The organism is Rhizobium sp. P44RR-XXIV (assembly GCF_001999485.2).
Taxonomy (GTDB): Bacteria; Pseudomonadota; Alphaproteobacteria; order Rhizobiales; family Rhizobiaceae; genus Rhizobium.
Genome location: NZ_MPVZ02000029.1, coordinates 1,402,228 through 1,418,827, shown reverse-complemented (window position 1 = coordinate 1,418,827; position 16,600 = coordinate 1,402,228). Strand labels below are relative to the sequence as shown.

General features: G+C 59.9%; 17 protein-coding genes. 10 read left to right on the top strand and 7 right to left on the bottom strand.

Annotated features, from left to right (window positions below; genetic code table 11):
* The first annotated feature begins 97 nt into the window (after positions 1-97).
* Positions 98-880 (top strand): helix-turn-helix transcriptional regulator, encoded by a 783-nt coding sequence (locus BSK43_RS32545; RefSeq protein WP_077467601.1) that lies wholly within the window; start codon positions 98-100, stop codon positions 878-880.
* Here BSK43_RS32545 and BSK43_RS32540 read toward each other — a convergent pair.
* Entirely contained in the window at positions 841-1,101 is a 261-nt protein-coding gene (locus BSK43_RS32540; protein ID WP_077467600.1) for a hypothetical protein, read from the bottom strand. The two genes, BSK43_RS32545 and BSK43_RS32540, sit on opposite strands and share 40 nt — an antisense overlap.
* On the bottom strand, positions 1,101-1,898 hold the full coding sequence (locus BSK43_RS32535; protein WP_077467599.1) for a thioredoxin family protein: 798 nt from the start codon (positions 1,896-1,898) through the stop codon (positions 1,101-1,103). Before BSK43_RS32535 ends, BSK43_RS32540 begins: the two co-directional genes overlap by 1 nt.
* Before the next feature lie 119 nt (positions 1,899-2,017).
* On the opposite strand from BSK43_RS32535, the gene BSK43_RS32530 reads away from it, so the two are divergent.
* Together BSK43_RS32530 and BSK43_RS32525 are read left to right on the top strand one after the other, a co-directional pair.
* Complete coding sequence (locus tag BSK43_RS32530) at positions 2,018-3,238, top strand: helix-turn-helix domain-containing protein (RefSeq protein WP_077467598.1); 1,221 nt, start codon at positions 2,018-2,020, stop codon at positions 3,236-3,238.
* Positions 3,239-3,284: 46 nt separating this feature from the next.
* On the top strand, positions 3,285-3,917 hold the full coding sequence (locus BSK43_RS32525) for a PQQ-binding-like beta-propeller repeat protein (RefSeq protein ID WP_077467597.1): 633 nt from the start codon (positions 3,285-3,287) through the stop codon (positions 3,915-3,917).
* An 89-nt stretch (positions 3,918-4,006) separates the two neighbouring features.
* On the opposite strand, the gene BSK43_RS32520 is transcribed toward BSK43_RS32525, so the two are convergent.
* On the bottom strand, positions 4,007-4,888 hold the full coding sequence (locus BSK43_RS32520) for a MurR/RpiR family transcriptional regulator (RefSeq protein WP_077467596.1): 882 nt from the start codon (positions 4,886-4,888) through the stop codon (positions 4,007-4,009).
* Positions 4,889-5,032: 144 nt separating this feature from the next.
* The gene (locus tag BSK43_RS32515; protein WP_169055492.1) at positions 5,033-5,761 is read right to left on the bottom strand and encodes an HAD family hydrolase; all 729 of its coding nucleotides are present in this window, start codon (positions 5,759-5,761) and stop codon (positions 5,033-5,035) included.
* Between the two features lie 159 nt (positions 5,762-5,920).
* Here BSK43_RS32515 and BSK43_RS35900 point away from each other — a divergent pair, with 159 nt between their 5' ends.
* From BSK43_RS35900 to BSK43_RS32490, 5 genes are all read left to right on the top strand, one after another.
* A complete protein-coding gene (locus BSK43_RS35900) occupies positions 5,921-6,790 on the top strand; it encodes a metallophosphoesterase (protein ID WP_246662760.1) in 870 nt (289 codons plus the stop codon).
* Complete coding sequence (locus BSK43_RS32505) at positions 6,783-7,706, top strand: ABC transporter permease (protein WP_246662759.1); 924 nt, start codon at positions 6,783-6,785, stop codon at positions 7,704-7,706. Before BSK43_RS35900 ends, BSK43_RS32505 begins: the two co-directional genes overlap by 8 nt.
* Positions 7,703-8,623, top strand: a complete 921-nt coding sequence (locus BSK43_RS32500) for an ABC transporter permease (RefSeq protein WP_077467592.1) — start codon at positions 7,703-7,705, stop codon at positions 8,621-8,623. The genes BSK43_RS32505 and BSK43_RS32500 overlap by 4 nt, the downstream gene beginning before the upstream one ends.
* 112 nt (positions 8,624-8,735) lie before the next feature.
* Positions 8,736-10,289 (top strand): ABC transporter substrate-binding protein, encoded by a 1,554-nt coding sequence (locus tag BSK43_RS32495; protein WP_077467591.1) that lies wholly within the window; start codon positions 8,736-8,738, stop codon positions 10,287-10,289.
* A 68-nt stretch (positions 10,290-10,357) separates the two neighbouring features.
* Positions 10,358-12,166 (top strand): ABC transporter ATP-binding protein, encoded by a 1,809-nt coding sequence (locus tag BSK43_RS32490; RefSeq protein WP_077467590.1) that lies wholly within the window; start codon positions 10,358-10,360, stop codon positions 12,164-12,166.
* Between the two features lie 153 nt (positions 12,167-12,319).
* Here the strand turns inward: BSK43_RS32490 and BSK43_RS32485 are convergent, their stop codons facing one another.
* Positions 12,320-12,523, bottom strand: coding sequence for a cold-shock protein (locus BSK43_RS32485; RefSeq protein WP_068396169.1), 204 nt, complete (start codon positions 12,521-12,523; stop codon positions 12,320-12,322).
* A 369-nt stretch (positions 12,524-12,892) separates the two neighbouring features.
* Between BSK43_RS32485 and BSK43_RS32480 the strand changes: the two genes are divergently transcribed.
* Positions 12,893-13,039 carry a DUF1127 domain-containing protein gene (locus BSK43_RS32480; protein WP_077467589.1) on the top strand — a complete coding sequence of 49 codons (147 nt, stop codon included), beginning with the start codon at positions 12,893-12,895 and terminating at the stop codon, positions 13,037-13,039.
* 193 nt (positions 13,040-13,232) lie between these two features.
* Here BSK43_RS32480 and BSK43_RS32475 read toward each other — a convergent pair whose 3' ends face one another.
* On the bottom strand, positions 13,233-13,799 hold the full coding sequence (locus BSK43_RS32475; RefSeq protein ID WP_244510075.1) for a response regulator: 567 nt from the start codon (positions 13,797-13,799) through the stop codon (positions 13,233-13,235).
* 273 nt (positions 13,800-14,072) lie between these two features.
* On the opposite strand from BSK43_RS32475, the gene glgX reads away from it, so the two are divergent.
* On the top strand, positions 14,073-16,148 hold the full coding sequence (gene glgX / locus BSK43_RS32470) for a glycogen debranching protein GlgX (protein ID WP_077467700.1): 2,076 nt from the start codon (positions 14,073-14,075) through the stop codon (positions 16,146-16,148).
* Positions 16,149-16,218: 70 nt separating this feature from the next.
* Here glgX and BSK43_RS32465 read toward each other — a convergent pair whose 3' ends face one another.
* Positions 16,219-16,479 carry a DUF2188 domain-containing protein gene (locus tag BSK43_RS32465; protein ID WP_068396179.1) on the bottom strand — a complete coding sequence of 87 codons (261 nt, stop codon included), beginning with the start codon at positions 16,477-16,479 and terminating at the stop codon, positions 16,219-16,221.
* Positions 16,480-16,600 lie beyond the last annotated feature (121 nt).

Here is a 16,600-nt window from a genome sequence, read left to right as displayed (position 1 = left end):
ACCTTAGCGTACCGATCGGATGGAATGTTTCGATGCGTGTCGAAACATGCGAGCAACATTCATGCTACTCTGGCGCTCGAAACAGGGAGCCAGACACATGGGTTCGCAGCCGAATATTGCCTCCGCCGCCGCTCTGATTGCCGATCCTGCCCGCGCCACCATACTCATTGCCTTGCTCGATGGTCGCGCAAGGCCGGCTGGTGAACTCGCTTATTGTGCCGGTGTGACCGCGCAGACGGCCAGCTCCCATCTCGGCAAGCTGTTGGCGGGCGGCTTGCTGGCGGTCGAAACCGAGGGACGGCATCGTTATTACCGCCTTGCGGGCCCGCATGTCGCGCTGGCGCTCGAAAACCTCGCGTCGATAGGTCCGGTCGAAATCGTGCGCAGGAAGGCATTGACGCGTGAAGCGCAGAAGCTGCAATTCGCCCGCTGCTGCTACGATCATTTGGCGGGCCGCCTCGGCGTCGCGGTTACGAAGGGGCTGCTCGAAAAGGGATGTCTCGTGGCCACTGACAACAAGCGGTTCGAAGTGACCTCGGTCGGTGCCGGATGGTTCGCAGACATCGGTCTCGATCCGGCGAAAATCAAACCCGCTCGCGCAGGACTCGCCCGGCAGTGCCTCGATTGGACGGAGCGGCAACATCATCTCGCCGGTCCGCTTGGCGTGCAATTCACCAATCTGCTCTGCACCGAGGGATGGATACGGCGGCAAAAAGCGTCGCGCAGTGTCGAGGTGACGCCGAAGGGATGGCGGAATTTCAAAGAGCATTTCGGTATTGAGGAGCGAGTGTTGATGGAGCCCGTTCTATTGGACGCGCCGGCTCAACGCTCGCTCGCCTCTCAATCCCTTGAAAACAATCGCAGCCACGGACCCAGGTGAAACAGGCTCATCAACAGATACATCGGCACCATGCCGCTTAGCATCGAGCTGCCTTGCGCCGAGCACATCATGTCGGCCGCGGGATCGTGTGCGGTGAGCAACGCCATGCCGGCAAAGACGGGCGCTGCGGCGAGTTGAAGCCAGCGAGCGACGCTTACCGATTGAAGCAGGCCGGCGGCATGCGCGCCGGCCCTTGCACGTGTTTCGGACAATCTGGACATTAGGCCACTCCGTAACGATCGTGATGGCGCCACCATACACCCGTTTCGTTGCGACCGAGCGGCGCCCGATCGAGCCATTGATACATGCCCCAAAGGCCGTCGAGCCCGCGGGCATAGGACGAATAGGTGTGATAGATCTCACCGTCCTGGATTGTGAACGCGCTTACACCCGGCCGGTCGCGCGTATAGGTTGCGACGTCCGTTCCCGTCATCGAGGCGATCTGAGCGACCGGGCCTTCGCTGCCGCGCAGCTCCCATTGCTGCACCGTCTTGCTGGCCAGGGGCTCGGGCATCGGCGGCTCGCGGCGGTAGTTGTATTCGATGCTGCCGTCGCGTTGCTCTTCCGGGGAGAACCAGACATTGAAATCGTGGTTGAAATCGCTGTTTGCTGACGAAGCCCAGTCGAAGGTCCAGCCCATGCGCCTTTTGAATTCCTGCAGTTTTTCGAGCGGTGCCCGGGAAACGGCGGAAAAGGCGACGTCATGGTTTTCGAGATGCACGGCAATGCCATTGAATCCGTCTGCAATCGACGAACAGGATGGGCAGCCGGCCGTGTAGTCCGGGCCGAACATGAAGTGATAGACGAGAAGCTGCGAACGTCCCTTGAAGAGCGCCGAGAGCGGAACCGTCCCCTGTTCGGTCTCGAGCCGATAGTCCTTCTCTACCCTGACCCAAGGCAATTCCCGACGGTTCTCGGCGATTTCATCGCTGCGCCGCGTCAGCTCCTTTTCCTGATCCAGTAGGGAAAGCCTGGCGGAAAGCCATTCCTTGCGCGTTCCTGTTCTGTGCATGGTCATGGATCTTCTCCTTCGTCTGCGGGTTAGGTTGCGGCGGGGGCAAGATCTTGCCGCCCGATGAGGAATAACTTACCGCTAGGGTTCGGACGGGTGGGAGTTACAAGTGTGACGGGATTTCGATGGACTCGCTGATCGTCGCGGCCGCACAGGCGCTCGCATCTGGCGATGCGCTGGGAGCCATGAAGCGTGTGGCATTGCGCGACGACGCTCCGGCGCTGGCGCTTCGCGGCATTGCCATGGCCCAGCTCGGTGATTTTGACCGTGCCAAGGCGCTGCTGAAGAGTGCTGCGCGCGCTTTCGGCCCCCGCGAGATTGTCGCCCGAGCCCGTTGCATCGTCGCCGAGGCGGAAATTGCCCTCGTTTCGCGCGATCTCGGCTGGCCCGAAAAAGTGCTGGAGACGGCGCGAGCCGTTCTCGACAAGCATGGCGACCGCATCAATGCCGCCCATGCCCGCAATCTGCAGATCCGCCGCCTGCTGCTTGTCGGCCATCTCGACGAAGCAGAGCGGCTGGTCGCCAAATTTGACTCCTCACCACTGCCGCCAGCCGCAAGGGCAAGCCATGAGCTCGCGGTTGCCGGCATTGCCATCCGCCGCATTCGCACGGCGTCGGCCCGTGCTGCTCTGATGCGTGCAGCCGACGCAGCACAGAAGGCGGGTATTCCAGCCCTTAGCGTCGAAGTACGCGATGCTGTTGACGCGCTTCACACGCCGGCGGCGCGCTTGATCACACAGGGCACGGAAAGTTTGCTGTCGCTCGCCGAGGTGGAGGTGCTGTTATCCTCCGGCGCACTGGTCATCGACGCCTGCCGCAATGTCGTGCGTCGTGGGAATGACACGGTGCCGTTGGCAACCCGGCCGGTTCTATTTGCGCTGGCGCGAGTCCTTGCCGAAGCAGCGCCGGCGGACGCGCCGCGCGAGGCACTGCTCTCCCGTGCTTTCCGCGCTCGTCATGCCGACGAATCCCACAGGGCGCGGTTGAGGGTGGAGATCGGGAGGCTGCGAGCGGCGGTGGAGCCGTTCGCCGATATCGACGCGACGGCGCGCGGCTTTGCGCTGACGGCGCATGGGAAACGCGATATCGTCGTACTGGCGCCGCCCATAGAGGCGGAGCATGCGTCCGTGCTGGCTTTGCTGGCGGACGGCGAAGCCTGGTCCAGTTCGGCGCTGGCGATCGCGCTAGCGATAAGCCCGCGCACGATACAGCGTGCGCTTGATGCCTTGGCAGCCGGCGGCAAGGTGCAAGGTGTTGGCAATGGTCGTGCCCGCCGCTGGATGATGCCGCCGGTCGTCGGCTTCCCGACGACATTGTTACTCCCGGGACCTCTGCCGAGCGACTAGGATTGGGCCATCGAATTCAACAGCTTCTGAGTGGAGGATGGATACAATGAAAAAGTCTCAAGCCGAGGTCATTCGCGAATATGGCCCCTTCGACAACGCTCCCCGCGTCAATGGCGTCACCTTCGACGGCCAGCACGTCTGGTTTGCCTCCGGCGAAAAGCTGCATGCCCTTGACCCGGAAACCGGTGCGCAACTGCGCTCGATCGACGTCGCCTCGCATGCAGGAACTGCTTTCGATGGGCGCTATCTCTACCAGATCGCCGAAGACCGGATCCACAAACTCGACCCGGAAACCGGAAAGATAGTCTCCACCATTCCTGCACCGGGCAATGGCGGCGATTCAGGCCTTGCCTGGTGCGAGGGCAGCCTGTGGGTCGGCCAGCATCGTGGCCGCAAGATCATCGAGATCGACCCCGAGACCGGCGCTATTAGGCGCACGATCGAATCCAACCGCATTGTCACCGGCGTCACTTGGGTCGACGGCGAATTGTGGCACGGCACTTGGGAGGGCGATGAAAGCGATGTTCGCCGTATCGATCCTGTCACCGGCGAAGTACTGGAACGATTGGAAATGCCCGAGGGCGCCGGCGTTTCAGGCCTCGAGTCCGACGGTAAGGATAGCTTCTTCGCCGGCGGTGGCGGCAGCGGCAAGATACGGGCGCTCCGTCGCCCGCGCTGAAGCAGCCTTGAGACGACCTGCTGGAGACGCAGAATCTGTCCTGCAGCAAGCTGCATGAGGCTCGACGGAGGTCGGTCTTGGCCCTTCGCTCAAACGCGTTTTGTCGAGAGCACGTCGAATGTCTTTGCGATGGTCTGGGTGGCCCGCTCATAGTCGGCAAGGGCAAGACAGGCGATGAGGGCGTCGACGATGGCGAGCTGGGCGATGCGGCTGGTCATGGCCTCTGTGCGGAACTGGGTCTCGCGGGCGAGTGTGTTCAGGACGATATCGGTTTGAGCCAAGAGGGGGGATTTGCCGAAATTGGTGATGGCGATGGTGGTTGCGCCGGCTTCCTTGGCAAGGCGCGTTGCCGTCAGAGTTTCGACCGTGCTGCCGGAATGGGAAATGGTGATGACGGCGGTCGAGGCGTCCGCCAGGGATCCGACAATGGCCTGCACATGGCTGTCGACGCTTGCGCGGGAGAGAATGCCGATGCGCAGCAGACGATAATTCATGTCCTCGGCGATCGGAGCGGCACTGCCGATCCCGAACACCTCGACGCGGCTTGCCTTGCGGATGGCGTCGACCGCGCGCGATAGGGCGGCGATGTCGAGGGCCTTTTGCGTGTCTTGAAGCGCCTGTAGGTCGGATTGAAATACCTTCTCGACGACCGAGGCGATGTTGTCGCTCGGGGTCAGGTCCTCATGGATGAATTGAACCGGCTGAACGAGATCGCGGGCGAGCGAGATCTTGATCTGTTGGAAGCCTCTTGCGCCGATCGCCTGACAGAAGCCGATGACGCTCCCCTCGCTGGCGCCGGCCTTTTCCGCGACTTCCGTGACAGACATGTGGATCACGTCCGAGGCGTGCTGTGTGATGAAGTCGGCAATCCGGCCGGCGGTCGGCGCCAGATCCTTGCGCACCGCGCGGATACGATCGACGACGCCGGAAAACTCCTGCGCGCTGGGTGCCTTGTCTCGTTCCACCGCCATGCGAAAACTACCCTCACATTGTCTTAGAGCATGTCCGTTCTAAACTGAGAGACGGAAATGCTCTATCTCTTTGCTTTCATGCAATCTCTTTGCTTTCATGCAATTCCCTAAGCAAAATCGCTGCGTACTTTTGCTGGAATTGCTCTAGACCACCGCAAGCTGCGGCGTATGCCTTATGCTGCCATCATGCACTTGCCAGAAACGCATGCCGAGGCGTCGCGCGCCGAGGCCGTCGGTCTGTGGATTATCGCCGATCATGACCGCATCGGAAAAGTCGATGCCGAGGCGGCGGCATCCCATCTCGAACAGCGCCCGTTCCGGCTTGCCGATGACGGTGTAGTCGCGCGTGCCGGCGCAGGCAATGATGGCGGCGGCCAATGCTCCGGTTTCCGGAATAGGCCGGCCGTCGGTGCCTGGGTGGCTGAGATCCGGCGCGGCGACCACAAGCCGAGCCCCATCGGTAAGTGCCGAGACCGCCGCCGCGAGTTTCGCATAGGAGAACTGCCGGTCGCGGGCAACGAGGACGACGTCCGGGCGAGGGGTGTCCAACTGCAAGCCTCTGCGCCTCGCATAGGAGCGGAGGGCGGGACTGGCAAGCAACAGCAGGGAGGCGTCCGGTTGCTCGGCAGCGATCCTGTCGATCGCGCTTGTTCCCGCGAGAATGATGCTGTCGGCATCGACAGCAAGGCCGATGGTCTGCAGCATTCTGGAAAGCTGAGCCGGCGTGTGTTCGGCGTTGTTGGAGACGAGAACGAACCGGCCGGCGACCGCATTCAGCAGCCACCGCGCGTCTCGCAAGACGGTTTGGCCGCTTATCAAAGTTCCATCGAGATCAATAAGATAACCTCTTGCATCGATATCGAGATCAGGCACGTCCGCTCCTCTGTTGTCATCGATAAGTGCATTGAGGAAAGCTCAATGTCAATGATAAATAATATTGAGATTAATTCATGAAACTGTCATCGACGCAGCGTACTCATGCTGTCGAAGACGGGGTCGAGAGCCCCAAAGGACCAGCTCAGGAGCATCTCCATGAAGATCGCAATCATCACCGATATCCATCACGGCCCCCAGTCTCACACGAAGGAAGCCGGTTGGGATGGCCTGCCTGTGGTGAGGCAGTTCATCGATCGTGCCATCGAGCGGAATGTCGATCTGGTCCTCGATCTCGGCGACCACATCTCTGATACGACGCATGAAAAAGACTACCGTTTCGCCTCGGAACTTGCCGCGATCTTCTCCACTTTTCGCGGCAAGCGCGTCCATGTGCTCGGCAATCACGACGTCAACAATCTGAGCATTGCCGATAATGAAGCGATCTTCGGTCAATCGATGCAGAGCAGCGTCCACGATCTCGGCGAATTCCGGCTGATCGCCTGGCAGCCGGATGTGAAGATCGACATGGAGACAGGTTTCAACAGCACCGGTGCTCATCTGGAATGGCTGGTGGAAGCTCTCAAGGCGGATGAGCGCCCGGCTATTATCGCGACGCATGTCCCGCTCTCCGGCCATTCGCAGATCGGCAACTACTATTTCGAGCGCAACGCCGGATATTCGACCTATCCCGACCATGCGGCTGTCCGCAAAGCGGTCGAGGAAAACGGTAATGCCGCCCTCTGGCTCTCCGGCCATGTTCACTGGAACACCATCACCAATGTCGGCAACATCCAGCACGTGACGATCCAGTCGCTGAGCGAGCGCTTTACCACCATGCCATTGACGGCAGCTGCCTATGCGGATCTCGAGATCAAGGATGGCGAGCTCACCATCGACGTTCATGGTAACGATCCGTTCCACGTTCGCGTCCCCTTCCGTAAGTCGGGCGAGCGCCCGTGGGTTGCGCCGATGCAGCCTTTCTCGGAGATCGATTGGGCGGAGAGAAGGAAACAGGTTCGTGCTTGATTTCCTGACCCGGCGCACGATCGGGGCGATCATCACGCTCTGCGTTGTTGTCGCTGCCGTTTTCGCGGCAACCCGGCTTTCCGGCGATGCGATGGACTATCTGCTCCCGCCCGGAACCGATGCGGCAACCCGCGCGGCGATGGTTCAACAGCTGGGTCTCGATCAGCCGATCTGGGTGCAGTTCTTCCAGTTCGTGCGCGGGTTGCTGTCGGGCGATTTCGGCCTCAGTCTCTACGAGCGGCGGCCGGTCGCCGACATCTATGCCGAACGCCTGCCCAATACGCTGATCCTGTTTGCCTATGCGCTGTTCTTCTCCATCGCCGTCGGCGTGCCGCTCGGCATCGTTGCTGCGTTGAAACGGGGAAAGGCGATCGGGTCTATTATCATGGGGGTGGCCTTTATCGGCTATGCGACGCCGAATTTCGTCCTCGCTATCCTGATGATCCTGGTCTTTTCGCTGAGGTTGCACTGGTTTCCAAGCTCGGGCTCGGCGACGCCGCTGCATTTCGTCATGCCGGCGCTCGTGCTGTCGGCGCTCATGGTGGCCGAAATCCTGCGCTTTACCCGCAACGCCATGCTCGACGTGATGAGCCAGGACTATATCCGCACTGCCCGTGCCAAAGGCCTGTCGAAGTTGCTGGTCATCGGCAAGCATGCGCTGCGCAATGCCGCGATCCCTGTCGTCACCATCATCGGCCTGCAGGTGGCCGGCATGGTCGGGCGCTGCGTGCTGGTCGAGGCAGTCTTTGCCACCAAGGGCATCGGTGACCTCGTCGTCTATGCGGCCATCGGCCGTGATTATCCGGTGCTGCAGTTCGGCGTCATCTTCATTGCCAGCCTGGTGGTCGTCACCTCCGTCGTCATCGACGTCATTTATGCCCTGATTGATCCTCGTGTGAAGGTAGCCTCATCATGAGCGACATCGCCACATCCCCGAAAACGATAGCGTTGAAACCAGCCGCCAAGGCGCCGCGACGCACGGCCAAGAGCGGTGTCGGGCGTCTCTGGGCAAAGGCCGGGCTGATGCCGCGCGTTTATCTCGCCGCCTTTGCCGTTGTTCTTGCTTTGGCGCTCGCCGGCCCGGCGATTGCACCATTCGATCCCAATGCGCAGACGCTGCTTGCCCGCCTTCGTCCCCCCGTTGGTTTCGACCGGGCGATGGCAACCCACCTGCTCGGCACGGATGAACTCGGACGCGACGTCCTCTCGCGAACCCTGTCCGGCCTGCAATTGACCATGCTCATTGCGCTTGCCGGCAGCTTCATCAGCCTCCTCGTCGGTGTCGCTTTCGGGGTGGTCGCCGGATATTTCCGCGGCCGGCTCGGTGCCTTCCTGATCGCCATCGTCGATGTGCAGATGGCCGTTCCCTTCACGCTGATCGCGCTTCTGACGATTGCCATGCTCGGGAACTCGCTGGCGGTGCTGATTTCCGTCATCGGGCTTTCCGGCTGGGAAGTCTATGCCCGTGTCGTGCGCGCTCAGGTACTGTCAGTCTCCAGGCAGCCTTTCATCGAAGCGTCGAGGGCGGCCGGTGCCTCGCATGCGCGCATCCTCTTCCGTCACATTCTTCCGAATGTGACGTCGCCGATCATCGTTATCTGGACCATGACCTTCTCCGCCTTGATCCTCCTGGAATCGTCGCTGTCGTTCCTCGGTCTCGGCGTCCAGCCGCCGACCGCGACGCTGGGTTCGATGGTGGGAGCTGGCCGGGATTACCTTGCTACAGCTCCCTGGGTGGCGCTGGCGCCATCGCTGATGATCATGGTCGTGTCGTTGCTGGTGCTGTTGATCGGCGACTGGCTGCGCGATGCGCTCGACGTAAAACTGAAATAGGTCGCCCGCGGCCGGGCCGCTGGCGACCTCGCATTCAAGCCCCTTTATCTCATGCCCTGCCGCGCCGCGCGCCGGACGGAAGGGGAAACCTTGCTCTCAAGAGGGACACGTCATGACATCGAAAACAACGCTCGCGCTGACTGCGGCGCTGCTGCTCTCCACCTCGGCCATGGCCGCCGATCTGCGGGTCGGCGTTCAGAACCTTCCGCCATTCCTGGATCCCGGCAAGGACTTCAGCAATACGGGTTCGCAAATGTACTACAACGCCTTCGATCCGCTGATCGAGAAGGATTATTCCAAGCCGGAGGCAGCCTTCAAGCCGGGGATTGCAGCTTCGTGGAAGCAGATCTCGCCGACCGTATTCGAAGTCAAGATCCGCAACGACGTCAAGTTTCAGAATGGCGATCCGCTGACGGTCGACGATGTCGTCTTCACCTTCGAGCGTCTGCTCAAGGATATGACGCCGGAGTTTGCCGGCATCCATCGCCAGTTTTTCGCCAATTTCGTCAAGGCCGAAGCCATTGACGAGAGCACCGTCCGTTTCACGACGGAGAAGCCGGAACCGCTCTTCGAGACGCTCCTCAACACCTCGGAAGGATCGATCGTTCCGAAGAAGTACATTATGAGCCTTTCGGGCGATCCGAATGAGCTTGAGAAGTCCGACTTCGACGCTTTCGCGCTGAAGCCGATCGGCACCGGCCCCTACAGGATTACCCAATACACGCCGAATGAAAGCCTCACCTACACGCGCTTCGACGGCTTCTTCGGTGAGAAGGCGCCGTTTGAAACGGTCTCCATCCGTCGTATCCCGGAAATGGCCGCGCGCACCACGGCGCTTGCCAATGGTGAAGTCGATCTCATCACCAACGTACCGCCGGACCAGCTCGACGCAATCGCCTCCAATCCGCAGCTCAAGATCGAAGGCGCCGTCACGCCGCTCTTCCACGTCGTCATCTTCAACACGAAGAATGGCGTGCTGAAGGACAAGCGGATCCGCGAGGCGCTGAGCCTGGCGATCGACCGCGACCTGCTCAACGAGTCGCTGTGGCTCGGCAAGGCCGTCGTTCCCAGCACCCACACCTATCCGCAGTATGGCGCGCTTTACATGCCGGAGCTGAAAACATTCGAATACAATCCGGAAAAGGCAAAGAAGCTCCTGAAGGAAGCCGGTTATGACGGCTCACCCGTGCGCTACGATACCGACGCCACCTACTACACCAACGGGCTTTTGGCGGCGCAGGCGATCAAGGAAATGTGGGCAGCCGTCGGTGTTCCGATGAACATCAACGTCACGCCGAAATGGACCGCCGCCGATGCCGACCTGGATGCGCGCAACTGGTCGAACCCGATGTATTTTGCCGATCCGGCCGGGTCCTTCGGCACGATGTGGGCTCCGAAGGGCGCGGGTACGGAAGCATCGTGGTCGTCGACGCCAGCCTATGACGCCATGTGGGAGCGGTTCCGCTATTCCACTGACGTCAACGAGCGCAAGAAAGCCTATGCCGAAATGATGGAGCATGTGAAGGACGAAGCGCCGTTCATCCCGCTCTATCGGCCCTATGAATCCTACGGCATGAACCGGAAGATCGACTGGAAGCCGCTGCCGGGACATATTCCCTATGTCCTCGATTTCCGCGCCGGCGCAGTCTCAATCGCCACCAATTGATCGCATTAGGCCACCGGGTTGTTCCGCAACCCGGTGGCCTCCTCCCATTCGTTCATTTGAGGCCCACGATGGCTACGGCACCGCTTCTTTCCGTCGAAAATCTCCGCGTCAGCTTTCAGACTGACAATGGCAAGCTCATTGCGGTCGACGATCTTTCGTTTGGTATCGAAGCGGGCGAGTGTGTTGCCGTCGTGGGGGAGTCCGGATCAGGGAAGTCAGTGACCGCGATGGCGATCCTCGGCCTCACCACCTTCAACAGTGGCCGTATCGAGCACGGCGCTCTCAAATTCTCAAGGCGTGACGGGAGCATCGGCAATCTTGCGACCCTGCCCGAGGCAGAGCTTGAGGGGATACGCGGCGACGAGATCGCCATGATCTTCCAGGAGCCGATGACCAGCCTGAACCCCGTTTTCACCATCGGCGAACAGATCGCCGAAGTCGTCAGGCATCACAGGAAGGTCAATGGCAAGGACGCCACAGCGCGCGCGCTCGAACTGTTGAAACGCGTCCGCATCCCGGAGGCCGAGACCCGCTTCCGGCAATTTCCGCATGAGCTATCGGGTGGCATGCGTCAGCGCGTCGTCATTGCCATGGCGCTTGCCTGTTCGCCGCGGCTTCTGATTGCTGATGAACCGACGACGGCGCTGGACGTGACCATCCAGGCGCAGATCCTCGATCTGTTGAAGGAGCTCGCCCGGCAGGACGGAATGTCGCTGCTGTTCATTACCCATGACATGGGCGTCGTCGCCGAAATTGCCGATCGGGTCGTCGTCATGCGCCACGGGCGCAAGGTCGAGGAGAACCTCACGGCTGATTTGTTTGCAGCACCGACGGAAGCCTACACACGCCAACTGCTGAATGCTGTTCCAAAACTTGGCTCGATGGCCGCCTTTACCGGACCCCGCGCCTTTGGCGACGAGACGCCGGATTTACCGGTGGGCCAGGAAGGAACCAAAGCGGAGAAACAGCCGCTTCTGCGCGTACGCGATCTGGTGACCCGTTTTCCGGTCCGAAAGGGGGTACTTCAGCGGCACGTCGCCAATATTCACGCCGTCGAGAATGTCTCGTTCGACCTGCATGAGGGCGAAACGCTGGCTCTGGTCGGCGAGTCCGGCTGCGGTAAATCGACGACCGGCCGGTCCATCCTGCGTCTGATTGAGCCGACATCCGGTAATGTCGAGCTTGCCGGAGAAGATCTTCTTTCTCTTTCGGGCCCAAGGCTGCAGGCGCGCCGGCGCGACATGCAGATCGTTTTTCAGGATCCCTATGCGGCTCTCGATCCGCGCTTGACGGCATTCGACCAGGTGGCCGAGCCGCTGATCGTCCACCGCGTCGAAATGGGCACGGCGTTGCGTGACAGGGTGGTGAATCTGTTGGAAAGAGTCGGTCTGTCAGCCGACCATCTCGACCGCTACCCACATGAATTCTCCGGCGGTCAGCGCCAGCGCCTATGTATCGCGCGAGCCTTGACGCTCTCGCCGAAGATCATCGTTGCCGACGAGCCCGTCTCGGCGCTTGACGTCTCCATCCAGGCGCAGGTGGTCAACCTGATGATCGAGCTTCAACAGGAGTTCGGCCTCTCCTATCTGTTCATCTCGCATGATATGGCGGTGGTGGAACGAATGAGCCATCGGGTGGCGGTCATGTGCATGGGCCGGATCGTCGAGATCGGCACGCGCGCCGATGTCTTCGGCAATCCCAGTCACGCCTATACACGTGCGCTGTTGTCGGCTGTGCCGAATCCGGATCCGGCGAGAAGGCGGGTCAATGCGGTTGTTGCCGATCCGTCAGGATCTCCGCTGAAGCCGGTCGGACATGTAGCCCCCGAGGCAATCTACCAAAAGGTTTCAGACGACCACTATGTGCTCTCGGATTGAGGCTCGCTGGAGCTCCGCCAGCGCAAATAAGTCAATCGTCGGCTGCGCCGACGCCCACGGTCCCAATCCCATGATACATGGGATTGGTTTAGCCCGGCCCAATTTCTTATATTGAATCAGGCTAATCCGTAGACATTCGTCTAACCGATACGATCAGAGTACGCTGACGTTTTCGGCCTTCGACTTGCCGGTCTTGCGATCCTGGCCCAATTCGTAGCTGACCTTTTCACCTTCTCTGAGCGAACCGCCCCGCTGCAAGGCAGACACATGAACGAACACATCCGCTCCCCCGTTCTCGGGGGTAATGAAGCCAAAACCCTTGTCTTCATTGAAAAACTTTACGGTCCCTGTAGGCATAACACTTCCTCTTAATCTTCGACGGCCATCTAGCTCGCCCGACGACCTTATAGCTCGTAAGCTTCATGATCAACAATACGCCATGTTTCTGTAGTTTCGGCATTCACCGGAAATCTGGGCATTGAGCCGGACTTTGGCGAGCAACCGCCTCGAACACCAGTCTCAAGGTGGATCGGTAGCGTCGGTCACCCAAAGCCTAAAAAACGATCACCTCTTTCTGATCCACGAGAACCCATGCACTCAATGCATGGGTGGAATGATGGATTGTCTCTGTTTTAAATCGATTGAAATGGCTATATCTCAATCATCGAAACGACGCCGGAACCAAGCAAGGTTGCTGACGTCATAGCCCTCAGAAAGGGGATTATCATGAACGTAGCACGCTCTTTCAACAACTGGCGCCGGTTCCGTCAGACCGTTAACGAACTTGGTCGCATGTCCAGCCGCGAGCTGGAAGACCTTGGCATCGACCGGGCTGATATCCGCACCGTCGCCCGCGCATCGCTTGCGCGTTAATTGCATAGCATTTAATCTTCCTGATTGCTCAACGCCCGCTCATGACGCGGGCGTTTTTGCGTTTCGGCTCCGGATCCAAGTCGGCTTGCACGGCAAGTCGTTGCCGTGCAGCGCCCTCAATCCAAATCGAATAGTGGCGATCAAGATCGCTTTGAGTGAAAAATTTGAATAATTTAGCTGGTCACACCTCCCATTATGGAGACGCATCTGCCGTTCCGCGTGCCGATACGAGTCTCACGAGCGTTGCCGCCGAAACAGGTTTTGCGACGAAGGCCATCCCCCGGGCAAGGTCCGAACGGGCCATCCGCACAAACCCCGATACGATGATGATCCTGGTCTTCGGCCACAGAGACAAAACTCTCCTGGCAAGGCCGAGACCATCCATCGATCCCGACATGTTGATATCCGTGTAGAGGGTATCAATCCGGTTTTGCTTAAAGAGCACCAGGGCTTCATCGGCATTGGTTGCTTCAAGTGTGTCGAAACCGGCCCCCTTGAGGATATCGATAGCGTCAAGACGCAGAATTGGCTCGTCCTCGACGATCAGCACTCGATGGCGTCGGTTCGTTTCCCGCGCATCGGCCTGGTTGCGCGCCAAGATTTCGGCGCCGTCATGGGATGCCCGCGTCTGTTCCATCAAATCGCGTTCCGCGACAGCCTGCAGCCAATGCTCATGGTCCTTGCCCTGAGGTCGCCCCGCGTGCTGCCACAGGTCATAGGCGCGCGCGTTGATCCAAGCCATTCTTTCATCCGTCATCATATTCCTCCGTTATCGCCTCTAACGTCGACGGACGGGCGCGGTTCCGGGCCAATATGAAAGTTTCAAAAAAGTGACTGGATGGTTCGAGTTCACACCTCGTCGGCCTCCCATCGGCGGATCTGACCGGCTACGTGCAGACAGACGCGCTGGCCCTGTCGTGCTCCTCATCGGCCGCAACTGAGGGGCAGGCGCGCAGTCGACAGAAGTCTCCCGATCTGAGGGAACAAAGCTCGCCATATCGTGTTTCTGGTGCGCATCAACGATGAGGATTCCATGACAGACGAGGCAAAGCGGCATTCGATCGAGCCAGGTGATTTCACGCGCCTCGGGGCCAATTATGATGGACATGGTGTCAATTTCGCGCTCTTCAGTGCCTTTGCCGAGGGAGTCGAACTCTGCCTCTTTGATGAGACAGGTAGCCGGGAAATCGAGCGGATCGAGTTGCCCGAATATACCAACGAGATCTGGCACGGTTATATCCCAGGATTAAAACCTGGTGCCTTGTACGGCTACCGTATCCACGGGCCGTTCGACCCGGAGAAGGGGCACCGCTTCAATCCGAACAAGCTGCTCATCGATCCCTACGCTCGCGAACTGATCGGCGATATCGCGTGGTCGCAGGCGCAGTTCGGCTACAGACTGGATGACGACCAGAAGGATCTCTCCTTCGACGAGACCGATAGTGCTGCCCAGATGCCGAAATGCCGCGTCATCGATCTTGGTGGGGGAGAGCAGTCGCTGGGCCAAAAGCCGTCCGTGCCGTGGTCGCAGACAATCTTCTATGAAGCCCACGTCAAGGGAATGACGATGCTTCATCCGGCAATTCCCGAGGAACTGCGCGGGACGTTCGACGGGCTTGGCCAGAGAGCGATCGTCGACTACATCAAAAGCCTTGGCATCACCTCGATCGAGCTGTTGCCGATCCACTTCTTTCCCGATGACAGCCATCTGTTGGACAAAGGCCTGCGCAATTATTGGGGCTACAACTCGCTTGCCTTTTTCGCACCGGCCTCGCGCTATTACGGGCCGAAGGGGCTTTCGGGTTTCCGAGAGATGGTGCGCGCCTTCCACGACGCCGGCATCGAGGTGATCCTCGACGTCGTCTATAACCACACGGCGGAGGGCAACGAACTCGGTCCGACCTTGTCGTTCAAGGGCATCGACAATTTCTCATACTATCGAACCATGCCGGAAGAGCCTCGCTACTACATCAACGATACCGGCACGGGTAACACCATCAACACGTCGCATCCGCGCGTGTTGCAACTGGTGACGGATTCGCTTCGCTACTGGGCTGAGGAAATGCATGTCGACGGCTTCCGCTTCGATCTCGGCACCATTCTCGGCCGCGAGCCGAACGGCTTTGATCAGCGCAGCGGCTTTTTCGATGCAGTGGGCCAGGATCCGGTGCTTTCCAAGGTCAAGCTCATCGGCGAACCCTGGGACATCGGCCCCGGTGGCTATCAAGTCGGCGGCTTTCCGCCGGGCTGGGCGGAATGGAATGACAAGTATCGCGATACGGTGCGCGACTATTGGAAAGGCACGCCTGGCACGACGGGAGATTTCGCGGCGCGGGTTCTGGGCTCGGGAGATGTCTATGACCTGCGCGGGCGCAGGCCATGGGCGAGCGTCAACTTCATCACGGCCCATGACGGGTTTACGCTCAACGACCTCGTCTCCTACAACGACAAGCATAATGAGGCGAACGGTGAAGGCGGCGAGGACGGCCACAACGACAACCGCAGTTTCAACTACGGGGCCGAGGGTCCGACCGATGATGAGGGCATCATCCGGACGCGGGATCGGCAGAGGAGGAATCTCCTGGCGACCCTGTTCCTGTCGCATGGGACGCCGATGCTGCTTGCCGGCGATGAATTTGGCCGCAGCCAGATGGGCAACAATAACGGCTATTGCCAGGATACGGAACTAAGCTGGCTTAATTGGCAGCATCCTTATAAGAGCACGGAAGCCTTGCAGGCATTCACCAGGCGCCTGATCGCACTGCGCCAGGACCATTCCATTTTCAGACGGGAGAGCTGGCGCGATGGCCTGAGCGTCGTCTGGCTCAATCCCGATGGCGGCGAGCAGACGGAAGAACGCTGGAAAGAGGATGAGAGCACGACCATAGCCCTGCGTTTGTCGCGCGAGCAGCCCTTCGAGGAGGGATGGGACGACGTATTGCTTCTGTTCAATCCGCGGGAAGAAGAGACCAGCTTCAATCTCCCGGAGGACAGACGCTGGATCGTGGAACTCACGACATCAGATTCGGCAGCCACGACAGACGGAGCGGCTAGCGAACAAGGCTTGCGGGTCGAGGGCCGGAGCCTGACTGTTTTGCGTGTCGGCTAGACCCTCTGTAGGATCGAGTAGTTAATCGTTCTCATGTTCCCGTTCCTCTCCGCGGCGCAGCGCTGTCAGACTATCTGTGATGCCGGTCCTTTTCGTCGTCGATCACTTCGGTATCGGGACGATCTCCTCCGCCGACATGTTCCGTCTGCCAATGCCCATCGGGAAGCTGGTACGATATCTCGGCATCGCGCCCCTCGACATGCTGCCGCTGCGCGGCAGACTTTGCTGCAGCGAGTGCACTGTCGTGGTTCGGAAATGTCTCCGACCAAACATCGCCAAGCCGATATGCGTATCCGCCGTCATGCTTGCCCACATGATAGGTAACCGTCATCCCATTTCCTCCAACAATTAATAGGAAGGTAGGGCGTGGCGGCTCCATTCCAATATGCCTGCGAGCATCAGCGCGATGATGAACCATATAGGGCGCACTTGCGCGTCTTTCGCAGAGGCAG

Coding starts and splice junctions, on each gene's coding strand:
- BSK43_RS32535 (WP_077467599.1), bottom strand. CDS start 1,898: ATGACCATGCACAGAACAGGAACGCGCAAGGAATGGCTTTCCGCCAGG.
- BSK43_RS32495 (WP_077467591.1), top strand. CDS start 8,736: ATGACATCGAAAACAACGCTCGCGCTGACTGCGGCGCTGCTGCTCTCC.
- glgX (WP_077467700.1), top strand. CDS start 14,073: ATGACAGACGAGGCAAAGCGGCATTCGATCGAGCCAGGTGATTTCACG.
- BSK43_RS32530 (WP_077467598.1), top strand. CDS start 2,018: ATGGACTCGCTGATCGTCGCGGCCGCACAGGCGCTCGCATCTGGCGAT.
- BSK43_RS32480 (WP_077467589.1), top strand. CDS start 12,893: ATGAACGTAGCACGCTCTTTCAACAACTGGCGCCGGTTCCGTCAGACC.
- BSK43_RS35900 (WP_246662760.1), top strand. CDS start 5,921: ATGAAGATCGCAATCATCACCGATATCCATCACGGCCCCCAGTCTCAC.
- BSK43_RS32540 (WP_077467600.1), bottom strand. CDS start 1,101: ATGTCCAGATTGTCCGAAACACGTGCAAGGGCCGGCGCGCATGCCGCC.
- BSK43_RS32465 (WP_068396179.1), bottom strand. CDS start 16,479: ATGACGGTTACCTATCATGTGGGCAAGCATGACGGCGGATACGCATAT.
- BSK43_RS32490 (WP_077467590.1), top strand. CDS start 10,358: ATGGCTACGGCACCGCTTCTTTCCGTCGAAAATCTCCGCGTCAGCTTT.
- BSK43_RS32520 (WP_077467596.1), bottom strand. CDS start 4,888: ATGGCGGTGGAACGAGACAAGGCACCCAGCGCGCAGGAGTTTTCCGGC.
- BSK43_RS32485 (WP_068396169.1), bottom strand. CDS start 12,523: ATGCCTACAGGGACCGTAAAGTTTTTCAATGAAGACAAGGGTTTTGGC.
- BSK43_RS32525 (WP_077467597.1), top strand. CDS start 3,285: ATGAAAAAGTCTCAAGCCGAGGTCATTCGCGAATATGGCCCCTTCGAC.
- BSK43_RS32545 (WP_077467601.1), top strand. CDS start 98: ATGGGTTCGCAGCCGAATATTGCCTCCGCCGCCGCTCTGATTGCCGAT.
- BSK43_RS32475 (WP_244510075.1), bottom strand. CDS start 13,799: ATGATGACGGATGAAAGAATGGCTTGGATCAACGCGCGCGCCTATGAC.
- BSK43_RS32500 (WP_077467592.1), top strand. CDS start 7,703: ATGAGCGACATCGCCACATCCCCGAAAACGATAGCGTTGAAACCAGCC.